This is a genomic window from Mycobacterium noviomagense, assembly GCF_010731635.1.
GTDB lineage: Bacteria > Actinomycetota > Actinomycetes > Mycobacteriales > Mycobacteriaceae > Mycobacterium > Mycobacterium noviomagense.
Window position 1 is genome coordinate 1,446,482 of record NZ_AP022583.1, and the last position, 25,222, is coordinate 1,471,703.

The window sequence follows — 25,222 nt, forward strand, 5'->3', positions numbered from 1 at the left end:
GGGTACACACCCGCGTGACTCGGGCAGCAATCGAACCTCGGCTTCCGGCGGCGCATGGACCGCTCTCCATGGCGGTTCGCCGCTGCCTGACCGAACCAGCTCCTCGAGAGCAGCTCACGCGAATCGGTGCCTCGGTCAGTGATTCGGACCCGTATGGCCTTGACCTACAGCTGGCGCTGTACATGTGCTACGAGCTGCACTACCGGGGCTTCGCCGGCGTCGACCCGACGTGGGAGTGGAGCCCGGCACTGCTGCATCTGCGCGCCCAACTGGAGCGTGCCTTCCTGGCGGGCGTGCGTCGAGACGTTGGTCCGATCGAACCGGACCACACTGCCGTCGCCGAAATGGACGCGCTTTCAATGGAACCCGCCAACGGCGAGGGCCCGTCATACTACTTGCGGGACACCGGAACCTGGGAGCAGATGCGCGAGTACTTCGTGCATCGCTCGCTGTATCACCTCAAGGAGGGCGACCCGCACGCGTGGGCGATTCCCCGGCTCACCGGGCAAGCCAAGGCGTCGTTCGTCGCCGTGGAGTTCGATGAGTACGGCGGCGGCCGTGGCGCACACCTGCATCAGCAGCTATTCGCGGATCTGATGGAGGCGGCCGGGCTGGATTCGACGTATCTCGGTTATCTCGACGCGGTTCCGGCCGAGTCGCTGGCGGTGGTGAACCTGATGTCGATGTTCGGGCTGCACCGTTGGCTGCGCGGGGCGGCCATCGGGCACTTCGCGGCGACGGAGATCACCTCGCCGCCCGGCTCGCGGCGACTGGTGGAGGCTCTGCAGCGGCTCGGCGCGCCGGACGAATGCATCGCGTTCTACCGCGAGCACGTCGAGGCCGACGCGGTGCACGAACAGGTGGTGCGCATCGACGTCGTCGGCGACGTGGTGGCCCGGGATCCGCATTTGGACCGCGACGTGGTGTTCGGGATGCGGGCGTTCGGTGTCGTCGAAGATCGCTTGGCGGACATCATGATTGGGGCCTGGAAGGCCGGGCAGACGTCGCTACGACGACCGCTGGACTGAGACCGCGCGCCGGCATCGCCGGTGGCTGGTGTCGCACAGCGGATAGTTCTTGCTGCGCCGGCAGGTGCAGACGGCCACCATGAATCGATCGGACTCTACGACGGCGCCCTCGGGCATCTCGATGCGCACCGGTCCGGAGATCAGCAGGGGGCCATTCGGAATAACCCGCACCACAGTGGATTTCGCGGTGGTCATGGCTTGTCCGCGCGAATCACGACCAGTTCCTCTTCCCGGGAGCCACGCGGCAACCGACCAGTGTCGGTCAGCCAGCGTGCCCGGGCAGAAAGCACCGGACCAAACGGAATCCATCGAGTGGCAACAACGTCTGCGCTCAGACCGTTCGACTGCAAGATGTGCAGCGAGCGTTGAGCATCGGCGATCACCGACTGAACCAACAGCAGGGAACCACCGTCGCACAACAGGTACGACGCCGATTCGCACAGTGGATCCAAGACGAGCCGCCCGTCAGGACCGGCATTCCACGCCCACGACGGGCCGGCCGCCGAAGCGATCTCGTCGCTGTCATCCACAGGCGGGGTGGGCACATAGGGCGGGTTGGACACGATCAGGTCAAACGGCCCGTAGCCCAGCGCGCCGGTCCAAGACCCTTCGCGGACGTCGACGTCGACGCCGGCGTGCACGGCGTTGCCCCGAGAACACCGCACCGCACGCGGGCAGATGTCGAACGCAGTGACGCTGGCCGCACCGAGCTCGGCTGCAGCGATAGCGACCACACCGGTGCCGGTGCACAGGTCCAGCACCCGCCGACCGGGCACCAGTGTGCTGCGCGCCATCGTGTCGATGAGCAGAAGCGAGTCGTCTTGCGGCGGATACACCCCTTCAGCGGTCAGCGGATCGCCGGGGGCGGCGTAAATGGTGGTCACAGGGGCCTTTCGACACGTCGCCGCGGCGGTCACGGCTTCTCGCGTGACTATGCCCGCAAAACGCGGCGTTAAAACCGACCGCCAGCGATTACGCGCCGGTCGGCGCGTGCGCGAATTTGTCGACAATCGTCGAGCAGAACGCCTCCAGATCACGCGGTGAGCGGCTGGTGATGATATTGCCGTCGACGACCACTTCTTCGTCGACAACATTGGCGCCGGCGTTGCGCAGATCGGTTCGGATGCTCTGATACGACGTCAGCGTGCGTCCTGCCGCCACACCGGCTTCCACAAGCGTCCACGGTCCGTGGCAGATCGCGGCGACCGGCTTCCCCGAGCCGACGAAGTCGCGCACGAACGCAACAGCCGTATCGTCCATGCGCAGCTTGTCGGGATTCACTGTGCCGCCGGGCAGCACCAGCGCGTCGAACTCGTCGACCGACACATCGGATACCGCGCGGTCGACGGGAAACGTTCCCGCCGGCTCCAAATCGTGGTTGCGAGCTTCGATTTCACCGGTTTTCAGCGACAAAAGCTCGGTTTGTGCACCCGCCTCTTCCAGCGCTGCACGCGGTTGCTCGTATTCAACTTTCTCCACGCCGTCCGCGGCCAGAAACGCAATTCGCTTACCCTGCAACTGATGGGACATGTTGTACTCCTTAGGGTTTGAGGATGACCTTGGTGCAGTTGTCCTGTTTGTGCTTGAAGATCTCGTATCCGTGCGGTGCGTCATCAAGACTCAAGTGGTGGCTGATGACGAACGTCGGGTCGATGTCGCCGTTGCGGATCCGGTCCAGCAGCGGCCGCATGTAGTGCTGCACATGGCATTGGCCGGTTTTGATGATCAGTGACCGGTTCATCACCGCGCCGATCGGGAATTTGTCCATCAGCCCGCCGTACACCCCGACAATCGAAATCGTGCCGCCGTTGCGGCAGCTCATGATCGCTTCCCGCAATGCATGTGGCCGTTCGGTTTCCAGCCGCGCCGCTTGCTTGACCCGGTCATAGGCGTCCACGACGGTCGAGCTGTTGCGGGCCTCCATTCCGGCCGCGTCGATGCAGTGGTCGGGCCCGCGCCCCGCAGTGATGTCGGCCAGCGCCTCGAGCACCGAGGTTTCGGCGAAGTTGATCGGCACAGCGCCTTGTTGCTCCGCCAGCGCCAGCCGGTAGGCCACGCGGTCGATCGCGATGACTTTCGACGCGCCGAGGAGATAGGCGCTCACGACCGAAAACAGGCCGACCGGACCCACTCCCCAGACGGCGACGACGTCGCCCGGGCGGATGTTGCACATCTCGGCGCCCATGTAGCCGGTGGGCAGGATGTCGGAGAGGAACAGCACCTGCTCGTCGGTGAGGTCGTCCTCGATCTTCAGCGGCCCGACGTCGGCGAACGGCACGCGCGCGAATTCGGCTTGGCCGCCGGCGAACCCACCCAACATGTGCGAGTAACCGAACAGCCCAGCCGGCGAATGACCCATCAGCTTCTCGACGATGCCCGCGTTGGGGTTGGAGTTCTCGCACAACGAATACAGCTCGCGTTCGCAGGCCGCGCAGGCCCCGCACGCGATCGGGAACGGCACCACGACCCGGTCGCCGACGGCCAGGTTAGGCACCGCCTTGCCCACCTCGACGACCTCGCCCATGAACTCGTGGCCCAGCACGTCGCCGCGCTTGACCGTGGGGATGTAGCCGTCGTAGATGTGCAGGTCCGATCCGCAGATCGCGGTCGAGGTGATCCGCACGATCGCGTCGCGGTCGTTGAGGATCTTCGGATCGGGGACTGTGTGCACCTCAACGTTGTTGCGTCCAGCCCAGATCGTGGCCTTCATCGGTCGCCTCCGTGCGGCTGTGCGGTCCGCTGGTGCATCTGTCTGGCGGCGACGGCCCCTTCCGGGGAACCGTCCGAACGCATGACCTGACCGGTCTCCAGCAGCTGTTTGAATCGGCGCAGATCGTCGTTGACTTGCTGCTCAGGCGACTCGCCGAACACTGTTGCGGCCGCCTTGCCCAGCACGCCGCCCGGGATGTGATAGCTCATGGTGACCCGGACCTCGGTGCCCGAGCCGTCCGGGGTCGGCGCGAATTCGACGCTGCCGCCGTTCTCGACCAACGCACCCGGCAGCGACTGCCAGACGATGCGTTTGTTCGGCTCGTCCTCGGTGATCTGCGCATCCCACTGGACGGACTGGCCGATCGGCGCGTTGGCGACCCAATGCGAGCGATCGTCGGCGTCCACGGTGACCGACTTGAGGTGGTACATGAACGTGGGCAGGTTCTCCAGGTCCCGCCAGAACCGATAGACCTCCTCCGGAGAACGCCACACAGTGACAGCGGCACGCAGGATCCGATGACGCGGCGCGTTGCCATGCCGACCGGAGCTGCCATTGCCGGTGGTGCGCAGCGCGGCGTAGAGATCGGCGCCGCCTATCCCGGCCAAGGCAACGGCCGTAAGTATGCCGCGCCCGCGCCGTCCTCGAGCGCGGGTCGCCAGCCCGGCGACCAGCAGTGCCAGGTCCAAGGCGTCGCCGGCCACCCTCGTCCACACCAGCTTGCTGGGCCCGAACAGCAGCGCGGCAGCGTGGCCGCACTCGCGCACACCCAGCAGCCGGATCACCGGCCGGACCGGGCCGCTGTCCTGCACCCCCGCGAGCGCAGCGACCTTGCCCGGCAACATGACCTCGGTGACGCCAAGAACCAAGCTGGCCCCGCCCAGGCCCTTGACCAGGGCCGACGGCTCGTCACTCATTGCCACCACCCTTGCCGGAGGCAGCGCGCAGTGCTTGCAGCAACGGTTCGGCGGCTTCCTTGAGGAAGAGGTCCTGGGATTCGCCGCCGATCTGGACCAGGGCGACGTCGGTGAACCCGGCTTCCCAGTAGGGCCGGACCGCGTCGACGATGGTGTCGAGATCGGGCCCGCACGGGATGCTCTCAGCGACGTCCTCGGGTCGCACGAACTGCGTCGCGCCGGCGAAACCTGCCGTCGTCGGCAGGTCGGCGTTGACGTTCCAGCCGCCGCCGAACCAGCGGAACTGGTCGTGGGCGCGCTGCACCGCGGCGTCGCGGTCGGGATCCCAGCACACCGGTATCTGGCCGACCACGCGACCGCCGCCGGCCAGACCTGTGGACTGCCGCGCAGCATGCCACTCGTCGACGAGTTCACCGTTGGGCTCCACCGCGATCAGATGCTCGGCGTGGGTGGCGAGTTTCTCGATGGCCTTCTTGCCGCCCATCGCCACCCCGATGCCGACCGGCACCTCGGGCAGATCCCACAGTCGCGCCGAATCCACTTGGTAGTAGTCGCCGCGCCAGTTGACCATCACGCCGCTGAGCAGGGCGCGAATGATCTGGATGGCTTCCAGCAGCATCTCCTGGCGGCGCACAACCGTCGGCCAGCCCTTGCCGACGACGTGCTCGTTGAGGTTCTCGCCGCTGCCCAGGCCGAGGGTGAACCGCCCGTCGGCGAGGATCTGCAGGGTTGCCGCCTGCTGGGCGACGATCGCGGGGTGATACCGGATCGTGGGGCAGGTGACATACGTGTAGAGGTCGACTCGTTCGGTGGCGTGTGCGACCGCACCCAACACCGTCCAGGCGTTAGGTGCGTGTCCTTGCGACGCCAGCCACGGCGAGTAGTGGTCACTGCAGACCTCGAAGTCGAAACCCCGCTCTTCGGCCGAGATCGCGTACTGCACAAGGTCTTTCGGGCCGCTCTGCTCCGTCATCAACGTGTAGCCAAATCGGGTCATACGCACACGGGTACCCCGGTGCGACGGACGCAAACGGCTGTGGCTCTAGAGCCGCTCTTTGGCCGCGGCGGCCAGCCGGGCGCCGTCGGCCTTGCCCGCGGCGATCGCGGTCGCCGCTTTCATCACCAAGCCCATCTGCTTGATGCCGGGCCGCTCGCCGAGTTGCTCGGCCACCTGGGCGATCGCGGTGTCGACGACGTCGGCCAGCTCGCCCTCGGTGAGCGGCGTCGGCAGGTACTCGTCGATGATCCGCGCTTCTGCGTGCTCGTTCGCCGCGAGTTCGCCGCGGCCGTTCTGGGTGTAGATCTCGGCGGCTTCGCCGCGCTTGCGCGACTCCCTGGCCAGCACCTTGATCACCTCGTCGTCGGAGAGCTCCCGCGATTGCTTGCCGGAGACTTCTTCGGTCTGGATCGCGGCCAGCAGCATCCGCAGGGTCGCAGTGCGCAACTTGTCCTGGGTCTTCATTGCGTCGGTGAGGTCCGCGCGCAATCGCGACTTCAGTTCCGCCATGAACCAAGACGCTACGCGCCGCAGCCACTTCGGGTACCGGCGAGACACTTGAGAAGATTGAGAATTGCACTGCTGGCCGACAGGATGGGAACCATGATCGACGACGACGGCGGCGCCACCAGGTGAGCACGCCGCCGCCCGAGTACCCGGACTATCCCGCGCCCGATTACCCGCCACCCGGTTACGGCAGCCCCGGGTATGCCGCGCCGGGGTACCCGCCGCTGGGCTACGGTCCACCGCCGGGTTACGGCCCTGGCCCGCAGGCTTACTGGCCGCCGCCCCCGGGCTACGGCGGCCCGCCACCGCCGGGCCCGCCCGGCTACGGTCCGCCGTACGGCCCGCCACCGGGCTACGGTCCCCCACCTGGGTACGGCCCGCCACCTGGCTACGGCATGACGCCTGGGTACGGCATGACGCCTGGCTACGGCATGACGCCTGGCTACGGCATGGCGCCGCCCTACGGCGGAATGCCACCACTGCCGCCGGGGGCACTCAAGCCCGGGATCATCCCGCTTCGACCGTTGAGCCTGAGCGAGATCTTCAACGGCGCCGTCGGCTACATCCGGGCCAATCCGAAGACCACCCTCGGACTGACCGCGGTCGTCGTCGTGGTCATGCAGCTCGTCGCACTGATCGCCAAAGCCGGACCGCTGACGGCTGCCAGCCAGGCGGGCGGCGGCCCTGCCGCCGAAGCGACATCGGGCGAAACCGCCGCGTGGACACTGTCGATCGCGGTCAGCAGCCTGGTCACCTGGCTGGGCAGCATTCTGCTCAGCGGGATCCTCACCGTAATCGTCGGCCGCGCGGTATTCGGATCGACCATCACCATCGGCGAGGCGTGGGACAAGGTTCGCGGGCGGCTGCTGGCGTTGATCGGGTTGGCGGCGTTGGAGGCCGCTGGGGTGGTTGTGCTCGTCGGCTTGGTGATAGTGGTCCTGGCTGTGGTCGGCTCGATCGGCAACGGCGCAGCCGCGATCATCTTCGGTATCCCGCTGGTACTCGCGCTGATCGCGACCCTGGTCTTTCTCTACACCATGTTGTCGTTCTCCCCGGTGCTGATTGTGCTGGAAAGGCTCACCGTGATGCGGGCGATCGGCAGATCCTTTGCGCTGGTGCGCAACAGCTTCTGGCGGGTGCTGGGTATTCGGGCTCTGACCGCCGTCGTGGTGCTCGTGATCGCTGACGCGATCGCGGCGCCGTTCACGTTCTTTGGGCAGTTGATGGCGTCGACGCATTCCACCGGTCCGGCCCTGATCGGTGCCACGGTGGCTACCATCGGCGCAGCGATCGGCCAGATCGTCACTACCCCGTTCAGCGCCGGAGTCCTCGTTTTGTTGTACACCGACCGCCGGATTCGCGCCGAGGCGTTCGATCTCGTATTGCAAAGCGGCGCCGCCGCCGGGCCTTTCGCAACAGCATCCACCGACGGCCTATGGCTCATCCGGCCGCTGTGAGGAGTGGCTGAGGATGCCCGCCATCGACATCGACCGCGATGCCGCACACCAAGCTGCCCAACGCGAATTGGCCAAGGCGATCTATCCCAAAGAGTCGCCGATCCAACGGCTTCACGACTGGCTCGACGATCTGGTGTACCGCGTGCTGCATGCGGGCGCATCGATGCCCGGTGGGTGGTTCACCGTCTCGGTGCTGCTGATCTTGGTGGCTGTCGGGGTGGGCGTCACCATCCACATTGCCCGACGCACCTTGCGCACCAGCCGCGGCGGCGATCACCCGGTGTTCGACGGCGGCCAGCTCAGCGCTGCCCAGCATCGTGCAACTGCGGAAGAGTTTGCCGCTCAAGGTGATTGGGCCGCTGCGATCAGACACCGGCTGCGTGCGGTGGCACGCAGCCTGCAGGACAGCGGTGTGATCAGTCCGATGCCAGGCCGCACGGCAAACGAATTGGCACATGACGCCGGTGTTCGCCTGCCGCATCTCGCATCGGAGATGTCGCAGGCCGCAAATGCTTTCAACGACGTCACCTACGGTGGGCGCCCCGGTACGCCGGCCGCCTACCGAATGATCGCCGACCTCGATGAGCAGCTGCGGTCGGGTTCCCGGGCCCAGGTCCGGTGACCGTCGACGAGCCGCGGACCCGTCCGCTTGCCGGGCCGCCGCGAGCGCGGACGTGGCTTTGGGTTGCACTGACGCTGGTGGCCCTCGCCGCAATCGCCGCCCTCGGCACGTACCTGACCGCCCCGCGGCCCGGTGGCGTGATGGACCCGGCATCCACTGGCCGCCACGGTGCGCACGCGCTGGTGGCGTTGTTGCGTGAGCACGGCGTCGAAGTCGTCGTTGCCGGCAGCGTCGCCGACGTCGAACGCGCCGCACGGCCCGACACGCTGCTGTTGTTCGCGCAAACGCAACACCTGGTCGACGACGCGCTGCTGGACCGGTTGGCACAAGTCCCGGGCGATCGGCTGCTGGTCGAGCCCACCTCGCGCGCCCGTGCCGCGTTGACCCCCGGCCTTCGCATCGGCGGCGCCAGCACGTTCGACCACGAGCCCGATTGCGCTCTGCGCGAGGCTAATCGAGCCGGCACGGTGCAGTTCGGCCCGACCAACACCTACACTGCCGACCAACCGTTGACCAGCTGCTACGACGGCGTGCTGGTGCGCTACCGGGACGGCGCTCGCACAGTCACGGTCGTCGGCAATGCCGGCTTCATGACCAACGGCGACCTGTTGCGGGCCGGCAATGCCGCGTTGGCGATGAACCTCGCCGGCCAGCGACCCCGCCTCATCTGGTACGCACCTCAGCACATCGAAGGCGAAAGGTCGTCGTCGGCAACGATCTTCGACGCGATCCCGGGCAAAGTCGACTGGATCGTATTGCAGCTCGCGGTGGTGGTGGTACTGCTCGCAGTGTGGCAAGGCCGACGACTTGGCCCGGTGGTCGCGGAGGACTTGCCGGTCGTGGTTCGGGCTTCCGAGACGGTCGAGGGTCGTGGCCGGCTGTATCGGTCCCGGCGGGCGCGGGATCGCGCCGCCGAGGCGCTGCGCACAGCGACGTTGCAGCGGCTGCTGCCCCGCATCGGACTCGCCGTCAACGCGCCGGCGGCTGCTGTCGTGACGGCCGTCGCCCAGCGCAGTGCGGCCAGCCCAGAGTTTGTGGGGCACATACTGTTCGGTCCCCCACCGGTCACCGACTCCGACCTGGTACATCTGGCCCAGGCGCTTGACGACATCGAAAGGCAGGTCGCACAGCGATGACTGAACAGGCACGGCAGGCCCTGCTGGCGGTGCGCACCGAGATCGCCAAGGCAGTTGTCGGGCAGGACGCGGTGGTCAGCGGCCTGGTGATCGCGTTGCTGTGCCGCGGTCACGTGCTGCTCGAAGGTGTTCCGGGCGTGGCGAAAACGCTGCTGGTACGTGCGCTGGCCGCGGCGTTGCAGTTGGAGTTCAAACGCGTGCAGTTCACACCGGATCTGATGCCCGGCGACGTCACCGGCTCGCTGATCTACGACGCACGCACCGCCGCGTTCGTGTTTCGTGCCGGCCCGGTGTTCACCAACCTCATGTTGGCCGACGAGATCAACCGCACTCCCCCCAAGACGCAGGCCGCCCTGCTGGAGGCCATGGAAGAACGTCAGGTCAGCGTGGACGGCGAACCGAAGTCACTGCCTGACCCCTTCATCGTCGCCGCGACCCAAAACCCGATCGAATACGAGGGCACCTACCAGCTGCCGGAAGCTCAACTCGACCGCTTCCTGCTCAAGCTCAATGTGCCGGTGCCGCCGCGCGACGCCGAAATCGCGATCCTGGGCCGGCATGCCCACGGGTTCGATCCGCGCGACCTCTCCGCGATCACGCCGGTGGCGCGGCCCGACCAGCTGGCGGCCGGGCGCGACGCGGTCCGTCAAGTGCGGGTTGCCGACGAGGTGCTCGGCTACATCGTCGACATCGTCGCGGCAACCCGGAGCTCCCCCGCGCTGCGACTGGGCGTTTCGCCCCGCGGTGCGACGGCGCTGCTGGGCACCGCGCGGGCGTGGTCCTGGCTATCGGGCCGCAACTACGTGACCCCCGACGATGTGAAGGCCATGGCGCGACCGACGCTGCGCCACCGGGTGTCGCTACGCCCAGAAGCGGAGCTCGAAGGCGCCACACCCGACGGTGTGCTCGACGGAATCCTGGCCTCAGTTCCGGTGCCCCGCTAGTGATCCTGACCGGACGCGCCGGACTGGTGGCGCTGATATGCGTGCTGCCGGTAGCGCTGTCTCCCTGGCCTGCAACATCTTTCGCCGTGTTGCTGACGGCCTTGGCGGTGGCGGTAGCGTTCGATGCCGGATGGGCGGCCAGCCCCCGCGCGTTGCGGTTTGACCGATTCGGGTCGGCGTCGGCCCGTCTCGGCGAGCCAGTCGACGCCGGGTTGGTGATCAGCAACGACGGGCGCCGACGGTTTCGTGGCCAGGTGCGCGACGCCTGGGCGCCCAGTGCGCGCGCCACGCTGCACGCCCATCCCGTCGACCTCGCGGCCGGACACACCGGTCGCGTGCAGACGCAGCTGCGGCCGGCGCGGCGCGGCGAGCAGCGATCGGCCGCGGTCACCGCACGCTCGATCGGGCCGCTGGGGCTGGCGGGGCGGCAACGCTCGCAACAGGTACCCGGTCAGGTCCGCATCTTGCCACCGTTCTTGTCGCGCAAGCATCTACCGTCGCGGCTGGCCAAGCTCCGCGAGATCGACGGGATGCTGCCGACCCTGATCCGCGGGCAGGGCACCGAATTCGATTCGCTGCGCGAATACGTCGTCGGCGACGACGTCCGCTCGATCGACTGGCGCGCCACCGCCCGCCGCGCCGACGTGGTGGTCCGCACGTGGCGACCCGAACGCGACCGGCGCGTCGTCATCGTGCTCGACACCGGTCGCACTGCAGCGGGCCGCGTCGGGTTCGACCCGACCGTCAGCCAGCCCAGCGGGTGGCCGCGGCTGGACTGGTCGATGGACGCCGCGCTGCTGCTAGCAGCGCTCGCCTCGCGAGCCGGCGACCACGTCGACTTCCTCGCCCACGACCGGGTAACCAGGGCCGCCGTATTCGGTGCGTCGCGCACAGAGGTGCTCGCGCAACTGGTCGACGCGATAACTCCCCTGCAGCCAGCCCTGCTCGAATCCGATTGGGCTGCAATGGTTGCCGCGATCCTTCGCCGTGCCCGGCGCCGGGCACTGGTCGTGCTGTTGACCGACCTCAATGCGACTGCTCTCGACGAGGGGCTGCTGCCGGTCCTGCCGCAGTTGTCGGGAAGGCACCAGGTGATCTTGGCAGCGGTCGCCGACCCGCGCGTCGACCAGATGGCCAGTGGGCGAGTCGATGCCGCAGCCGTGTACGACGCGGCCGCAGCGGAACGAGCCCGCAACGACCGGCGTGCGATCGCGGCCCGGCTGCGCCGTGGCGGGGTGGAGGTCGTCGACGCGGAGCCCGAAGAACTGGCTCCCGCACTGGCCGATTGCTATCTGGCGATGAAAGCGACCGGGCGGCTGTGACCGGCTCGTCGAGCGGCCACTTGACGCACATATTTCGCGAATTTGCGTGCCATAACTTCCCTTTCGGGTTTACCCGGTCGGGAGGACATCGGGCGCGTCGGCGATGTCCCCGGTCTCACCGGCGCGTGCGGCTCGTCGGCCGAAGTGCACAATGTAAACCAAAAACGCTGCCTCCGCGGCGATCCCGATGCCGATGCGCAGGAACGTCGGCAACGGCGACGGCGTGACCAGTGCTTCGATCAGGCCGGAGACCAGCAACACCAACACCAACCCCACGGCCACCGCCACGACAGCGCGGCCCTGCTCGGCGAGCACCTGTCCGCGCGGCCGATGCCCCGGCGAGATCACCGACCACCCCAGCCGCATACCAACGGCGGCTGCCAGCAGCACCGCCGTCAACTCCAGCAGCCCGTGCGGCAGCAACAAACCCAGCAGAATGGCACCCTTTCCGGCTGGAAACATCAGCCCGGCCGCCACTCCGAGGTTGGCGGCGTTCTGGAACAGCAGAAACGGGATCGGCACGCCCAACAGGACAGCGAAAGCGATGCACTTTGCGGCGATCCAGGCGTTGTTCGTCCAGACCTCGAGCGCGAACGAGCCGGCTGGATGGTCACGGTAATACGACGCGAATTCGTGGTTCACCAATTCGTCTATCTCACTGGGGGTTCCGATGGTGGATTGCACCTCGGGGCTACCGGCCACCCAATATGCAATGACCACCGCAACAGCGAAGAACGCGACGCCCGTCGCCAACCACCAGCGCCAGGCACGGTAGGCAACCACGGGGAACGACACCGTCCAGAACCGGGCGAACTCGCGGCCGAGCGGGGCATGCTCGCCGGTGACCACCGACCGCGCACGCGCGACCAGCGACGAGAGCCGGCCGACCAGCGCCGAATCCGACGAGGCCGAGCGCACCATCGACAAGTGAGTGGAGACGCGTTGATAGAGCTCGACGAGTTCGTCGACTTCGGCACCGGTCAGTCGGCGCCGATTCTTGACCAACCTCTCGAGCCGGTCCCAGGTGCCGCGGTGCGCCAGCACGAAAGCGTCGACGTCCACCCCGATCAGGCTACGTGGCGATCGCAAACTCGGCGAAGCCGAGTGCAGCGGGTCGCCACCCGACAATTCGAGTAGCGTTCGCATTATGGCGGAGGTGGTGACCGGCGACGCTGTGGTGCTCGATGTGCAGATCGCCCAGCTGCCAGTCCGCGCGGTCGGTGCGCTGATCGACATCACGGTGGTGTTCGTCGGTTACCTGCTGGCCCTGATGCTTTGGGCGGCCACCCAGACACAGTTCGACGATGCGGCGACGGCCGCGATGCTGGTGATCTTCACCGTCTTGGTGCTGGTCGGATATCCACTCGTCTTCGAAACAGCAACACGGGGTCGTTCGCTGGGCAAGATCGTGATGGGCCTGCGCGTGGTGTCCGACGACGGCGGCCCGGAACGGTTCCGCCAGGCCCTATTTCGAGCTTTGGCATCAGTGGTAGAGATCTGGATGCTGTTGGGCAGCCCCGCGATCATCTGCAGCATGCTGTCGCCGAAGGCCAAACGCATCGGCGACATCTTCGCCGGCACAGTGGTGGTCAGCGAGCGGGGGCCGAAGCTCGGGCCGCCGCCGGCGATGCCGCCGTCACTGGCTTGGTGGGCGTCGTCGCTACAGCTATCCGGGCTGGGCGCGGACCAAGCCCAGCTTGCCCGCCAATTCCTTTCGCGCGCACCGCAGCTAGAGCCGCGGTTGCGTGAGCAGATGGCCTATCGGATAGCCGGTGACGTGGTGTCCCGCATCGCGCCGCCGCCACCGCCGGGCACCCCGCCGCAGCTCGTGCTGGCTGCGGTGCTGGCCGAGCGCCATCGCCGCGAGCTGGCGCGATTACGACCAGGTCCTCCACCGGGTGCTGGACCAGGCCCATGGCCACCCGGGCCGCCGCCATCGTGGAGCCCGCCGCGGTAACGCCGCGACTATTGCCGGAACGTGACCGCAAGCACGATGAGGTCGGCGATCAACAACGCCAGCGCGCAGAGCGGAACAACGACGCCCCACCGGCGCTTCGCGGTGAAAATCGACGCGACGATGGCCACTAGTGCCACGATCGGCGCGCCGTAGAACAACACCCCGAAGCCGATACCGCCTGGGCCCAGATTCGGACACTGCTTGTCGCTACAGCCCGCCGTGCTCATCACCGCCCCGAGCCCGAACAAGAGCACGGCCGCAGCGGCCGGCACGGTCAACAGTGTCAACACCCAGTTGACCCACAACCTCAGACGTCCACCACGTTCCCCGGCCGGCGGCGGTGTGGCGTCGGCCGAGACCGTGCTCTCGGTCTTAACATGCTCGTTCATCACACGACTGCTACCCAACAGCGACCGGATACAAACCCGCCGGCGCATCCACCTGATCAGGGCGATAGCCAACACGCCCAGATAACACGTTGCATCTGGGATAGATTGCGATATATCGTTTACGTATCGTGAATTGACGGGCGACGGAGAAGGGATGAAACCGAGTGAAGTTCTGGTAGAGATGCGCGGCGTTTTAGAGTCGCGCGGCTGGACCCAGAATTGCTATCTAGACGCACCGGGCCGCAGATGCCTGCTAGGCGCTGCGGCAGCAGTGTGGAGCCCAGAACGCTGCCCGGCCATGTCGGCAGCGCTGACAGCGCTGGAGGGCAAGATTGCCGAGATGTACCCGAGCGGCGTCGTTATCCGCTCCTTCGAGGCCCATCCCGGCTCCCGCCTTCCCGCCTTCAACGATGCCCCTGGACGCACGATGCAAGAGATACTTGACCTGATCGACAAGACCCTGATCGGCTTGGAGGAGAAGGGGCAGTAACGCCCTAACGGACCGGTATTGCGATCGACGCCGTCCCCCTCCACGATGAGGCGATAGCGAAGGACCACACCGATGAGCAACCCATTCGACACCCCTGGGGGGCCATTCCCGGGTCGGCCAGGATTCGGATTCGGCCCCGAACAACGGCGCGCATTTCATGAGTCCAGGCGCCAGGCCCGACAGGAGTTCCAAGAGCAGCTACGTGACCAGGCAGGCCGCCATGACTTCCCGTTCGGCTTCGCCGCCGGGTTCGGCCCCGGCTTCGGCCCGACATTCGGGCCGGGGATCGGCGTGCGGGTGTGGCGCCGCGGCGGGCGCGGCCGAGGACGTCGCGGAGACGTCCGCACGGCCATCCTGCTGCTGCTGGCCGAGCGGCCGATGCACGGCTACGAGATGATCCAGCAGATCGCCGAACGCAGCAACGGACTGTGGCGTCCGAGCCCGGGGTCGGTATACCCGACGTTGCAGCTGCTGGTGGACGAAGGTCTGATCGCCGCCACCGAAAGTAACGGCAACAAAAAGCTTTTCGAGCTGACCGACGACGGGCGCGCGGCGGCCGACAAGGCCGAGACCCCGCCGTGGGAGCAGATCGCGGATGGCATCGAGCCGTTTCAGCTCGACCTGAACTCTGCCTTTGCGCAATTGGCCGCTGCCGTCGCGCAATCCACGGCCATCGCGACCGCCGAACAACAGGCGCGCATCGCCGACATCGTCAACAACGCACGCCGCGACATTTACAGCATTCTCGGCGAAAGCGAGTAGCGCGCCGGCCGTTGATGGGCCGCATCACGACACCTCAACCCAGTTCAGGCTGCGCTGCACCGCTTTGCGCCAACCCTCGTAACCGGCGGCGCGCTCGTCGTCGCTCCACGCCGGGGTCCACCGCTTGTCCTCGTGCCAGTTGGCCCGCAGGTCGTCGGGATCGGCCCAGAACCTGACCGCAAGGCCTGCGGCGTAGGCCGCGCCCAGCGCGGTGGTCTCGGCGACCACGGGTCGCACGACGTCTACGCCGAGTACGTCGGCCTGAATCTGCATGCACAAGTCGTTCGCGGTGATACCCCCGTCGACCTTCAAAACTTCAAGGTGCACACCGGAATCGGCCTCCATCGCGTCGACTACGTCCCGGCTTTGGTAGCAGATCGCCTCCAGCGTCGCGCGGGCCAGGTGTGCATTGGTGTTGTACCGCGACAACCCGACGATCGCGCCACGGGCATCGGATCGCCAGTACGGAGCGAACAACCCGGAAAACGCCGGGACGAAGTAGACACCGCCGTTGTCCTTCACCTGGCGCGCCAGCGCCTCGCTCTGGGCTGCGCCGCTGATGATGCCCAGCTGGTCACGCAGCCACTGCACAGCCGAACCGGTGACCGCGATCGAACCTTCCAGGGCGTAAACGGGTTTGGCGTTGCCGAATTGATAGCACACGGTGGTCAGCAGTCCGTTTGCCGAGCGCACGATTTTCTCGCCGGTGTTAAGAAGCAGGAAATTGCCGGTGCCGTAGGTGTTTTTCGCTTCTCCTTCGGCCAGACACACCTGACCGACCATCGCCGCATGCTGGTCGCCGAGGATTCCGGTGATCGGCACTTCGCCCCCGACAGGCCCGGTTTCCGCGGTAACGCCGTACGGCTGCTCGGACGACGACGGCGCGATCGCCGGCAACATGGCCCGGGGAATCGAGAAAAATGACAACAGCTCGTCATCCCAGTCCAGCGTCTCGAGATCCATCAGCATGGTTCTGCTGGCGTTGGTGACATCGGTGACGTGCACGCCGCCGCGCGGACCGCCGGTCAGATTCCACACCACCCAGGTGTCGGGTGTGCCGAAAATCGCGTCGCCACATTCGGCCGCTTCCCGCACGCCATCGACGTTTTCCAGAATCCACTGCAATTTGCCGCCCGCGAAATAGGTCGCCGGCGGCAACCCCGCCTTGCGGCGGATCACATCGCCATGCCCGCTGCGGTCGAGCGCCGAGGCGATGCGGTCGGTGCGGGTATCCTGCCAGACGATCGCGTTGTAGTACGGCCGGCCGGTTCGGCGGTTCCACACCAGCGTTGTCTCCCGCTGATTGCTGATCCCAAGTGCCGCAAGGTCTTTCGGTGCCAGGTTGCGGGTGTTGAGCGCCGATACCAGCACGGATGCGGTGCGCTCCCAGATCTCGACCGGGTTATGCTCCACCCAGCCGGCGCGCGGCAGAATTTGTTCGTGCTCGAGCTGGTGGCGGGCGACCTCGGTGCCGTCGTGGTCGAAGATCATGCAGCGGGTGCTGGTGGTGCCCTGGTCGATCGACGCAACGAACTCGGTCACTTGCCCTCCTCGGCGTGACGGCACCCACTACGGGCCATCGTCCATGATGGTCTACATGGGCACGCAGATCACCGACATCGAAAGCATGCCTAGCGGCGGACCGGACGCATCGTGGCTGGATCGTCGGTTACAGACGCGGCGGCTGGAGTATCTGGACCGTGACGACGTCGAGCACCGGAAACGTGCCGTGGTCCGGTCGCTGGACCGATTCGGGCGCTTTTTCGGACACCACGAGCGTTTCGCGCGCCTCGCGCTGGACGACGTCGCCGACGTACCCGATCCCAAGATCCTCGAACTGGGCTCGGGTCACGGCGGGCTGTCACGGGCGTTGCTGAGCCTGCATCCCACCGCCCAGGTCACCGTGACCGACGTCGAGCCCACATCGGTGGCCGCCATCGCCGCCGGTGACCTCGGCGACCATCCGCGTGCCACCGTGCGCGAGATGGACGCCACCCATATCGACGCGCCCGACGGGTATTTCGACCTCGCGGTGTTCGCGATGTCGTTTCATCATCTGCCGCCGGCATTGGCGGCCCAGGTTTTCGCCGAGGGCACCCGGGCCGCAGACAAGCTGCTGATCATCGATCTGCCGCGGCCGCCGGCACCATTGCACATCGCACGGCTGGTGGCGATGCTGCCATTGGTCCCGCTCGTGCCGTTCGCGCACGACGGGTTCATCAGCTCGCTGCGCGCCTACAGTCCGTCGGCGCTGGTGGCATTGGCCCGCCACGCCGACCCGGCGATCGAGGTCGAACTGCGCAGCGGAGGCGCGTTCAACAGCCCGCTGGTTCCACGCCCGCAGGTCGTCGTGGCATCATGGCGCGGGCGTCAGTTGCGCAAGCGTCATTGAGCAGGTTGCATCGTCGGTGTGGGAGAAGAGGTCAAGCGCACCACCTACACCAGCGCGCACCGGCAGGAGTATCGGCGCAAGGTGCAGTTGTGTCTGGACGTCTTCGAAACCATGCTCTCCCAATCCAGCTTCGAGTTCGACCAGCCGCTCACCGGTATCGAGATCGAGTGCAACCTTGTCGACGGCGACTATCAGCCGGCGATGTCGAACCAGGACGTCCTGGCTGCTATCGCCGACCCGGCTTATCAGACCGAATTAGGCGCCTACAACATCGAATTCAACGTGCCGCCCCGCCCGCTGACCGGACGCGCCCACCTCGATCTGGAGACCGACGTGCGGGCCAGCTTGAACGCCGCCGAAACCAAAGCCAGCGCGGGCGGCGCTCACATCGTCATGATCGGCATCCTGCCCACGCTGATGCCCGAACACCTGACCACCGACTGGATGAGCGAATCGACACGGTATGCGGCGCTCAATGACTCCATCTTCAACGCTCGCGGCGAGGACATCCAGATCGATATCAGCGGGCCGGAACCGCTGAGCCTGCACTACCCGTCGATCGCACCGGAATCCGCTTGCACCAGCACGCAATTGCACCTTCAGGTCTCTCCTGAGGACTTCGCCGACAACTGGAACGCCGCCCAGGTGCTGGCCGGACCGCAACTGGCGCTCGGCGCCAACTCGCCGTACTTCTTCGGTCACCAACTGTGGGCCGAAACCCGCATCGAGCTGTTCGCTCAGGCCACCGACACCCGCCCGGACGAACTCAAAGCCCAAGGTGTGCGGCCGCGGGTGTGGTTCGGCGAACGCTGGATCACGTCGATCTTCGACCTGTTCGAGGAGAACGTCCGCTACTTCCCGTCGTTGCTGCCTGAAGTGTCCGACGAGGACCCGGTCGCCGAGTTGGCCGCCGGGCGCACTCCCCAACTCTCCGAGCTGCGCCTGCACAACGGCACGGTGTACCGGTGGAATCGGCCGGTCTACGACGTCGTGGAAGTAAACGGGGTCGGCCGTCCGCATCTGCGGGTGGAAAACCGGGTGTTGCCCGCCGGACCGACCGTCGTGGACATGCTGGCGAATTCGGCGTTCTACTACGGCATGCTGCGCACCCTGTCAGAGGAAGATCGCCCGTTGTGGACCAAGCTGAGTTTTGCTACGGCTCATGCGAACTTCCTGGAAGCCGCCCGGCACGGGATGGACGCTCGGCTGTACTGGCCGGGCTTGGGTGACGTCGCACCCGACGAATTGGTTTTGCGCCACTTGCTGCCCCTGGCTGAGGAGGGTCTGCGGCGCTGGAATGTGTCCGTGGAGGTCCGCGACCGCTTCCTCGGCGTCATCGAGGGCCGCGCTAAGACCGGCCGCAACGGCGCGGGCTGGCAGGTGTCCACCGTGCAGGCGCTGCAACAGCGCGGCATGCCGCGCCCTGCCGCGCTGGCCGAGATGTTGCGGCGGTACTGCCAGCACATGCACAGCAACGAGCCGGTGCACACGTGGGAGGTGCCCAGCTAGATCACACCGGTTTAGTTGTGCCGCCGACGAACTCGTGCCGGAATCGCTGGCGCTGGCCGCCGAGGGCTACACCGTGGTCGGCGTCGACATCACGCCCACCGCTGTCGCGGCCGCCACCAAGGCGGCGCAGGAACGCGGGTTGAGCAACGCAAGCTTCGTGCAAGCCGATATCACGTCGTTAACCGGCTATGACGCCCGCTTCAACGCAGTGGTCGACTCCACGCTGTTTCACTCACTGCCGGTCGAGAAGCGCGACGACTACCTGCGCTCGGTGCACCGCGCGGCGGCTCCCGGCGCGAGCTACTACGTGCTGGTGTTCGCCAAGGGCGCCTTCCCGAGCGAAATGGAAACCAAGCCAAACGAAGTCGACGAAGACGAATTGCGCGCCGCGGTGAGCAAGTACTGGCAGATCGACGAGATCGGCCTGGCGCACATCCATGCCAATGTGCCGAAAGTGCCTGGCGCACAGATCGAGATGCCGCCGCACGAGCGAGACGAGAAGGGCCGGATGAAGTTCCCGGCCTATCTGCTGACCTCGCACAAAGCCGGCTAGCGCTGTACTGTCACGCGGCCGCGGTCGCGTCGGCCAATGCCGCGGCGAACATCGCCAAATCGTCGGTGGTCGCGTCCACGTGCGGTGAAATTCGCAGCACCGGGCCGGTCAGTTCCAGCGGCGCCCGCTCGACCCCGGCGGCCGTGGTGACGATGCGCCGTTCGGCGATCAGCCAAGCGCGCACCGTATTCGGATCCGCCCCGTCCGTCGGGGCCAGTGTGGTGATAGCGCTCGGCTCGTCGACCGCTTCGACCACGCTCCACCCCGGCACCTCGGCCAGAACGGTTCGGGTGGCTCGGCCGACGTCGGCCAGACGCGCCCGCATCTGCGGCGGATCAGAGGCCAGATGCTCACCCAATGCCACCGAAAACCCGATTCGCGCAGCAATATTCGCCTCGCCGAGTTCGAGCCGTTGGGCCACCGACAGCGGCGACACCCAGTCCGGCGGCGGCAGCCGCGGACGCAGCCGCTGCATCAGCGTCGGACGAACGGCCAGCGCCCCGACCCCGCGCGGGCCCGCGATCCATTTGCGAGACGACGCGTACATCGCGTCGGCGCCGACGGCGCAGTCGACATGGCCGAGCGCTTGGGCGGCGTCGACCACCAGCGGCAGCCCGAGCTCAGCGCAGAGCTGCCTTATCGCCGCCAGCAGCTGGACCACACCGCGATGGCTGGCCACCGCGGTCAGGTGCACCAGTTCGGGCGGGTCGGCGGCCAGGCCAGCCGCAGCTTCGTCGACATCTACCCGGCCGACATCGTCGACGGGTAGCGGGCGCCGGGCGAAGCCGTGCACAGCCATCAGCGCCAGATTCGGCCCGTACTCGCCGGGCAGGCAGGCCAGCGTGCGTCCGCCCGGCGGCCAGCTACCCAGCAGCAGGTCGAGTGCATGCAACGACCCGGTGGTGAACACCACCTCGGCGTCGGACATGCCGCCGAGCGCGGCCACCGCGGCGCGCCCAGCCTCCAAAACCGGTGTGGCCGCTTGTGCCGCAACGTATCCGCCGACCTCGGCCTCGTGCCGCGCGTGCCGGGCCGCGGCATCCAGAGCGGCGAAGCTCTGCCGCGAACATGCCGCACTGTCGAGGTGCAGGCCGGCTACCGGTGGCCGCGCCGCGCGCCACCTCTCGGCCAGGGTCACTTGACAGCCAGCGACAACGCGAAGTCGCTGGCGTCGTCGGTCCACCACCGGGTCCGTCGCAGGCCCGCCGCCGCCAGTTCGGCGGCGACCGCCTCGATACGAAACTTGCACGACACCTCGGTGAGCATCTCCTCGTCGGCGGCGAATTCGACTGTCAGATCCAAGGCTTCGATGCGCACCCGCTGTGCCCCGTCGGCGCGCAACCACATCTCGATGCGCTCGGCTTCCCCATTCCAGCGGGCGACGTGGGCGTAGGCGTCGATATCGAAATCGGCGTCGAGTTCGCGGTTGATCACCGCAAGCACATTTCGGTTGAACCGCGCTGTCACTCCCGCTGCGTCGTCGTAGGCGCGGACCAGCCGGTCGGTGTCCTTGACCAGATCGGTGCCCAGCAGCAGGCTGTCGCCGGGCTGCAGCACAGCGGCCAGCGACGCCAGGAACTGCGCGCGAGGTCCGGGGGTGAGGTTGCCAATCGTCGACCCCAAGAACACGAACAGCCGCCGTCCGCCGCCGGGAATCTCCGCCAGATGCTCCTCGAAATCACCACAGACAGCTGCGATCTCGAGGCCCGGATAGTCGTGCTGGATGCCCGTGGCGGCTGCTTGCAGCACGCTGGCGTCGACGTCGAACGGGACGAACCTGCGCAGGGAACCATGCTCGCGCAGCGCGGCCAGCAGCATGCGCGTCTTCTCCGAGGTGCCGCTGCCCAATTCGACCAGGGTGTCTGCGCCGGTCAGCAAGGCGACCTCCGCCGAGCGGGCGGAGAGAATCTCGGCCTCGGCTCGGGTCGGGTAGTACTCGGGCAGCCGGGTGATCTGGTCGAACAGCTCGCTGCCCACCGAGTCGTAGAACCACTTGGGCGGCAATTCCTTTGGCGAACGGCGCAGTCCGTCGAGCACATCTTGTCGCAGTGCGTGATACGCGGAGTCCGCGGCCAGGTGGTTCGACAGCGACAGGGTCATCGAGATCCTCTCAGTGCGGTTATCGTGACCCCGTCCGGGGTGACGTCGACGAGGTGGCGGTCCGGAATGTCCTGCCAGTTCGGGTCGTCGTCGTACGGCTCGCTGGCCAATACCACGCCGTCGGCGCGACGCAGCACCGACAGGGTGTCTCCCCACGTGGTGGCCAGCATCCGGGAACCGTTGGCCGCCAAGATGTTCAGCCGGGCGTTCGGGTCGTCGGCCCCGAGTTGCAGGATCACCTCGTCCAGGGCGTCGAGGCCGCGGGAGAAGATCAGCGCCGCTAAAAGCGTGCTGTCGCAAATGGGTTCGGCCGACGCGGTGGCCGGCAACACGGCGCGGTCGACGACACCGTTGTGTGCCAGCAGCCAGCGGCCGTCGGTGAACGGCGCGGTCGCGCTGAGTTCGATCGGCATGCCGATGGTCGCCGAACGCACCGATGCGACCACGCAGTGGCTGCGCAGCGCGGGCGCCACCGAATCGAACGATACGTCGCCCCACAGCGGTGTTGTGCTGCGCCAGCGTCGCGGGGTGGCGCGGTCGAAAAAGCCCACACCCCAACCGTCGGCGTTCATCATGCCGTGCTTCTGGCGGCGCGGCGCATAGGACTGCACCCGCAGACTGTGCGGCGGATCCAGCACCAGCGTGGAGATCGCGACGTCGCGACCCAGCCATCCCAAATGACGGCACATCAGTCGGCGGGGTCCCAAGCCAGCCGGACACCGGCGAAGATCTGCCGGCGGTAGGGGTGGTCCCAATTGCGGAAGCTGGGCCGCAGGATTCCCGGTTCCACCGCCCATGATCCGCCGCGCAGCACCCGATAGTCGCCGCCGAAGAAAGGCTGCGAATAACGCCGGTAGATCATCGGCACGAATCCCGGCCAGGGCTGCAGCGGCGAGCTGGTCCACTCCCAGACGTCGCCCAGCATCTGCTCGACCCCGTAGGCCGACGCCCCGGCCGGGTACGCGCCGACCGGCGCCGGGCGCAGGGCATCGCCGCCGAGGTTGGCACGCTCGGCGGACGGCTCGTCGGCTCCCCAGGGGTAGCGGCGCCGCGCGTTGGCCACCGGATCCCAGGCGCACGCCTTCTCCCATTCGATTTCGGTGGGCAGCCGGGCGCCGGCCCACGCGGCATAGGCCTCGGCCTCGAAGTAGGTGACGTGCTGGACCGGTTCGTCGGCGGGGATCTGCTCGACGTGACCGAAACGGGTGCGGATCTGCCCGTCCGGGTCCCAAAATTGCGGCGCGGTCAGCCCGGCCTGCTGACGGTGCTGCCAGCCGCGCGCCGACCACCATCGCGGCTCGCGGTAGCCGCCGTCGTCGATGAACTGGCGCCATTCGCCGTTGGTGACCGGGACCCGCCCGATGCGGAACGACGGGATATCGACGACGTGGGCGGGGCGTTCATTGTCCAGCGAGAACGGTTCGCTGGCGGCTTCCACACCTAGCACGAAGGGGCCGCCGGGCACCAGCACCGATGTTCCGGCGATGCCTGGGCGCCCTTCCGGCAGCGTGGCGCCCGTGTTCAGCAGGGCCGGGCCGGTGCGCAAGTTCAGCGCCTGCAGCATGGTTTCGTCGTGCTGGTGTTCGTGGCTGACCGCCATCCCGAACACGAAGTTCGCGTCGGGCTCGTCGGGTGAGCGATCCAGGGCGTCCAGCGCAGCCGAGCGGATGGTGTGGCAATACGCCCGCGCCTGCCCCGGGGAGAGCAGCGGCAGGACCACCCGGCTGGCCCGAGAATGCACGAACGCGTCGTAGAGGCCCTCGACGTCGGCGGGCAGGATGCCCGGGCGGTCGAGATCGCCGCCGCGCAGCAGCCACAGTTCTTCTTGCTGGCCGATGTGCGCCAGGTCCCACACCAGCGGACTCATCAGCGGGTCGTACTGGCGGCACAGTTCAGCATCGTCGAAATCGACCAGTCGCAGCGTGCGCTCGCGCGCCCGCGCCAGGTCGCTGGCCAGCTGTTCCCGTACCGTCACAACTCCCCTTGCGCCAGACGTGCGACCGTGGGCGCGATGCCGTGGCCGATCACCTGGTCGGAGAAGTCGTCGGCCGGACACCGACCCTGCTCGACAGCCTGGACCAGCCGCTGCATTGCCTCGCCCAGGTTGGCTGGTACCCGTTCCGCGGCAGCGGCCACACACCGGTTGGCCGCCGCGTAGAGCCGGCGGTCGCCCAATCCGATCCGGGCGGCGGTGTCCCAGGCGGTCGCCACCGGTTCGACGGCCTCGGCGGCGATATCGGCGGCAGCCGGGTCGTCCAGCAGCGCCACCAGCGTGAAGACGACGGCGGGCCACGTGTCGTCGGGGACGCTGTCGAGATAGCGGATCTCCAGCCATCGGCGCGGGCGCACCGGCGGGAACAGCGTGGTGAGGTGGTAGTCGAGGTCGGCGACTGTCGGGCGTCGTCCGCCGAGCAGCATCCGGCCATCAGCCCAGTCGGTGAACGGCACATAGTGTGCGACCGGCACTGCGTCGGGGTTGAGCACCAGCATCACCGGGGCCTTCAGCGCGTAGCGTGCCCAGTCAGTGCCGGGATCGTCGGCGCTTGCCGTCAACACCGGCCCGCAGCGCGCGGAGTCCAGCTGACCCCACACCCGCTGGCGGGTCGACTGCCATCCGGAGAACTGTCCGCCCAGTAGCGGAGAATTGGCGGCGATCGCGATCATCGTCGGCCCCAGCGCGTGCGCGAGCCGTACCCGGTCCGCCCACCCGGCTTTGGGGCCCGCGTCCAGGTTGACCTGGATCGACGCCGTCGAGGTCATCATCGCCGCGCCCGCCGCGCCGGTGTGGCTGGCAGCGAAGAACTGCTCCATGGCGCGGTAGCGCGCGCCCGGGTTGACGCGCATGGCCGGGCGCAGCGGGTCCGCGCCCAACGACACCAGACCCAGGCCGGCGCGGGCGAAGGCCGACCGCAGCATGTCCTGGTCGCTGGTTATCGCATCGATCGCCGGGAGGGCGCCGTCCAGCGGCGGGCTGGAAAGTTCGACGGCACCGCCGGGTTCGACGCTGACCGCACTGCCGCCGGGCAGCGCCGGAAGCTCCGCCAAGACGTCGCTGATTTCTTTCCAGCTCGGCCTGCGGTGGGGATTGGCCGGGTCGTAGCAGTGCGCCTCGATTTCCAGACCGACCCGCCCCAGCGGGCCGTCCGATAAGCAGGTGTCGGTGATGCATTGTGCGGCGGCCGAGGAGCTGGCCAGTTCGGCCTCTGCCAACCGAGTGCCACCCAGCTGCGACGCGACCGCCATATCCACCGTTTCCTCCCGGCCCCAACACGGTGCGTCGTCGGAGCGTGGTTGCGCGCGGTTATCCCGGACGATAGCCACCCACAGTCCATCTTGCAGACAGCACCGACATATTCCCGGCAGTCGGTAGTGGCGATCGCAAGCGCGGCGCAGCCGGGCGCAGCGGGTCGCCACCATCAGACCGGCGTGC

26 protein-coding genes and 1 pseudogene are annotated in these 25,222 nt (G+C 67.4%); 12 read left to right on the plus strand and 15 right to left on the minus strand.

Annotation, left to right across the window (positions count from 1 at the left end):
• Positions 1-68: 68 nt before the first annotated feature.
• Complete coding sequence (locus G6N15_RS06850) at positions 69-1,028, plus strand: iron-containing redox enzyme family protein (protein ID WP_275998838.1); 960 nt, start codon at positions 69-71, stop codon at positions 1,026-1,028.
• Here G6N15_RS06850 and G6N15_RS06855 read toward each other — a convergent pair.
• The 7 genes from G6N15_RS06855 to G6N15_RS06885 form a co-directional block, all read right to left on the minus strand.
• Positions 1,008-1,223, minus strand: coding sequence for a CDGSH iron-sulfur domain-containing protein (locus tag G6N15_RS06855; protein ID WP_083089120.1), 216 nt, complete (start codon positions 1,221-1,223; stop codon positions 1,008-1,010). The two genes, G6N15_RS06850 and G6N15_RS06855, sit on opposite strands and share 21 nt — an antisense overlap.
• A complete protein-coding gene (locus tag G6N15_RS06860; protein ID WP_083089119.1) occupies positions 1,220-1,912 on the minus strand; it encodes a HemK2/MTQ2 family protein methyltransferase in 693 nt (230 codons plus the stop codon). Before G6N15_RS06860 ends, G6N15_RS06855 begins: the two co-directional genes overlap by 4 nt.
• A gap of 88 nt (positions 1,913-2,000) precedes the next feature.
• Complete coding sequence (locus tag G6N15_RS06865) at positions 2,001-2,558, minus strand: type 1 glutamine amidotransferase domain-containing protein (protein ID WP_083089118.1); 558 nt, start codon at positions 2,556-2,558, stop codon at positions 2,001-2,003.
• A 10-nt stretch (positions 2,559-2,568) separates the two neighbouring features.
• Entirely contained in the window at positions 2,569-3,738 is a 1,170-nt protein-coding gene (locus tag G6N15_RS06870; protein ID WP_083089117.1) for a zinc-dependent alcohol dehydrogenase, read from the minus strand.
• On the minus strand, positions 3,735-4,655 hold the full coding sequence (locus G6N15_RS06875) for an SRPBCC family protein (protein ID WP_083089116.1): 921 nt from the start codon (positions 4,653-4,655) through the stop codon (positions 3,735-3,737). Before G6N15_RS06875 ends, G6N15_RS06870 begins: the two co-directional genes overlap by 4 nt.
• Positions 4,648-5,652 carry an LLM class F420-dependent oxidoreductase gene (locus G6N15_RS06880; protein WP_083089115.1) on the minus strand — a complete coding sequence of 335 codons (1,005 nt, stop codon included), beginning with the start codon at positions 5,650-5,652 and terminating at the stop codon, positions 4,648-4,650. The genes G6N15_RS06875 and G6N15_RS06880 overlap by 8 nt, the downstream gene beginning before the upstream one ends.
• A gap of 45 nt (positions 5,653-5,697) precedes the next feature.
• Positions 5,698-6,162 carry a GatB/YqeY domain-containing protein gene (locus G6N15_RS06885; protein ID WP_083089114.1) on the minus strand — a complete coding sequence of 155 codons (465 nt, stop codon included), beginning with the start codon at positions 6,160-6,162 and terminating at the stop codon, positions 5,698-5,700.
• Positions 6,163-6,218: 56 nt separating this feature from the next.
• Here G6N15_RS06885 and G6N15_RS06890 point away from each other — a divergent pair, with 56 nt between their 5' ends.
• The 5 genes from G6N15_RS06890 to G6N15_RS06910 are packed head-to-tail and all read left to right on the plus strand — an operon-like array spanning position 6,219 to position 11,640.
• Positions 6,219-7,616: a hypothetical protein gene (locus G6N15_RS06890; protein WP_139797951.1), complete on the plus strand. Its 1,398-nt coding sequence runs from the start codon at positions 6,219-6,221 to the stop codon at positions 7,614-7,616.
• Between the two features lie 13 nt (positions 7,617-7,629).
• Complete coding sequence (locus G6N15_RS06895; RefSeq protein ID WP_083089112.1) at positions 7,630-8,238, plus strand: DUF4129 domain-containing protein; 609 nt, start codon at positions 7,630-7,632, stop codon at positions 8,236-8,238.
• The gene (locus G6N15_RS06900) at positions 8,235-9,374 is read left to right on the plus strand and encodes a DUF4350 domain-containing protein (protein ID WP_083089111.1); all 1,140 of its coding nucleotides are present in this window, start codon (positions 8,235-8,237) and stop codon (positions 9,372-9,374) included. The genes G6N15_RS06895 and G6N15_RS06900 overlap by 4 nt, the downstream gene beginning before the upstream one ends.
• Positions 9,371-10,318: an AAA family ATPase gene (locus G6N15_RS06905; protein ID WP_083089110.1), complete on the plus strand. Its 948-nt coding sequence runs from the start codon at positions 9,371-9,373 to the stop codon at positions 10,316-10,318. The genes G6N15_RS06900 and G6N15_RS06905 overlap by 4 nt, the downstream gene beginning before the upstream one ends.
• Positions 10,318-11,640 (plus strand): DUF58 domain-containing protein, encoded by a 1,323-nt coding sequence (locus G6N15_RS06910; protein ID WP_083089109.1) that lies wholly within the window; start codon positions 10,318-10,320, stop codon positions 11,638-11,640. Before G6N15_RS06905 ends, G6N15_RS06910 begins: the two co-directional genes overlap by 1 nt.
• Positions 11,641-11,709: 69 nt before the next feature.
• Here G6N15_RS06910 and G6N15_RS06915 read toward each other — a convergent pair whose 3' ends face one another.
• Entirely contained in the window at positions 11,710-12,702 is a 993-nt protein-coding gene (locus tag G6N15_RS06915; RefSeq protein WP_083089134.1) for a stage II sporulation protein M, read from the minus strand.
• 85 nt (positions 12,703-12,787) lie between these two features.
• On the opposite strand from G6N15_RS06915, the gene G6N15_RS06920 reads away from it, so the two are divergent.
• Positions 12,788-13,597, plus strand: coding sequence for an RDD family protein (locus G6N15_RS06920; RefSeq protein ID WP_083089108.1), 810 nt, complete (start codon positions 12,788-12,790; stop codon positions 13,595-13,597).
• Between the two features lie 8 nt (positions 13,598-13,605).
• On the opposite strand, the gene G6N15_RS06925 is transcribed toward G6N15_RS06920, so the two are convergent.
• The gene (locus G6N15_RS06925; protein ID WP_083089107.1) at positions 13,606-13,986 is read right to left on the minus strand and encodes a hypothetical protein; all 381 of its coding nucleotides are present in this window, start codon (positions 13,984-13,986) and stop codon (positions 13,606-13,608) included.
• Between the two features lie 154 nt (positions 13,987-14,140).
• Between G6N15_RS06925 and G6N15_RS23915 the strand changes: the two genes are divergently transcribed.
• On the plus strand, positions 14,141-14,476 hold the full coding sequence (locus G6N15_RS23915) for a DUF6197 family protein (RefSeq protein WP_169922534.1): 336 nt from the start codon (positions 14,141-14,143) through the stop codon (positions 14,474-14,476).
• Positions 14,477-14,548: 72 nt separating this feature from the next.
• Complete coding sequence (locus tag G6N15_RS06935; RefSeq protein ID WP_083089105.1) at positions 14,549-15,238, plus strand: PadR family transcriptional regulator; 690 nt, start codon at positions 14,549-14,551, stop codon at positions 15,236-15,238.
• A 24-nt stretch (positions 15,239-15,262) separates the two neighbouring features.
• Here the strand turns inward: G6N15_RS06935 and glpK are convergent, their stop codons facing one another.
• On the minus strand, positions 15,263-16,804 hold the full coding sequence (gene glpK, locus G6N15_RS06940) for a glycerol kinase GlpK (protein ID WP_139797950.1): 1,542 nt from the start codon (positions 16,802-16,804) through the stop codon (positions 15,263-15,265).
• 22 nt (positions 16,805-16,826) lie between these two features.
• Between glpK and G6N15_RS06945 the strand changes: the two genes are divergently transcribed.
• From G6N15_RS06945 to G6N15_RS06955, 3 genes and pseudogenes are all read left to right on the plus strand, one after another.
• Positions 16,827-17,630 (plus strand): class I SAM-dependent methyltransferase, encoded by an 804-nt coding sequence (locus G6N15_RS06945; protein ID WP_083089133.1) that lies wholly within the window; start codon positions 16,827-16,829, stop codon positions 17,628-17,630.
• 18 nt (positions 17,631-17,648) lie between these two features.
• Complete coding sequence (locus G6N15_RS06950) at positions 17,649-19,139, plus strand: glutamate--cysteine ligase (protein WP_083089103.1); 1,491 nt, start codon at positions 17,649-17,651, stop codon at positions 19,137-19,139.
• A gap of 43 nt (positions 19,140-19,182) precedes the next feature.
• Positions 19,183-19,692, plus strand: a pseudogene (locus tag G6N15_RS06955) (class I SAM-dependent methyltransferase); the annotation flags it as partial.
• A gap of 10 nt (positions 19,693-19,702) precedes the next feature.
• Here G6N15_RS06955 and egtE read toward each other — a convergent pair.
• Genes egtE through egtA form a run of 5 tightly spaced genes read right to left on the minus strand, consistent with a single transcriptional unit; the run spans position 19,703 to position 25,035 of the window.
• Positions 19,703-20,941 (minus strand): ergothioneine biosynthesis PLP-dependent enzyme EgtE, encoded by a 1,239-nt coding sequence (egtE, locus tag G6N15_RS06960; protein ID WP_372506547.1) that lies wholly within the window; start codon positions 20,939-20,941, stop codon positions 19,703-19,705.
• The gene (gene egtD, locus G6N15_RS06965) at positions 20,827-21,792 is read right to left on the minus strand and encodes an L-histidine N(alpha)-methyltransferase (RefSeq protein ID WP_083089101.1); all 966 of its coding nucleotides are present in this window, start codon (positions 21,790-21,792) and stop codon (positions 20,827-20,829) included. The genes egtE and egtD overlap by 115 nt, the downstream gene beginning before the upstream one ends.
• The gene (gene egtC, locus G6N15_RS06970; RefSeq protein WP_083089100.1) at positions 21,789-22,481 is read right to left on the minus strand and encodes an ergothioneine biosynthesis protein EgtC; all 693 of its coding nucleotides are present in this window, start codon (positions 22,479-22,481) and stop codon (positions 21,789-21,791) included. The genes egtD and egtC overlap by 4 nt, the downstream gene beginning before the upstream one ends.
• Positions 22,481-23,767, minus strand: coding sequence for an ergothioneine biosynthesis protein EgtB (egtB, locus tag G6N15_RS06975; protein WP_083089099.1), 1,287 nt, complete (start codon positions 23,765-23,767; stop codon positions 22,481-22,483). Before egtB ends, egtC begins: the two co-directional genes overlap by 1 nt.
• Positions 23,764-25,035 (minus strand): ergothioneine biosynthesis glutamate--cysteine ligase EgtA, encoded by a 1,272-nt coding sequence (egtA, locus tag G6N15_RS06980; RefSeq protein WP_083089098.1) that lies wholly within the window; start codon positions 25,033-25,035, stop codon positions 23,764-23,766. The genes egtB and egtA overlap by 4 nt, the downstream gene beginning before the upstream one ends.
• Between the last annotated feature and the right edge of the window lie 187 nt (positions 25,036-25,222).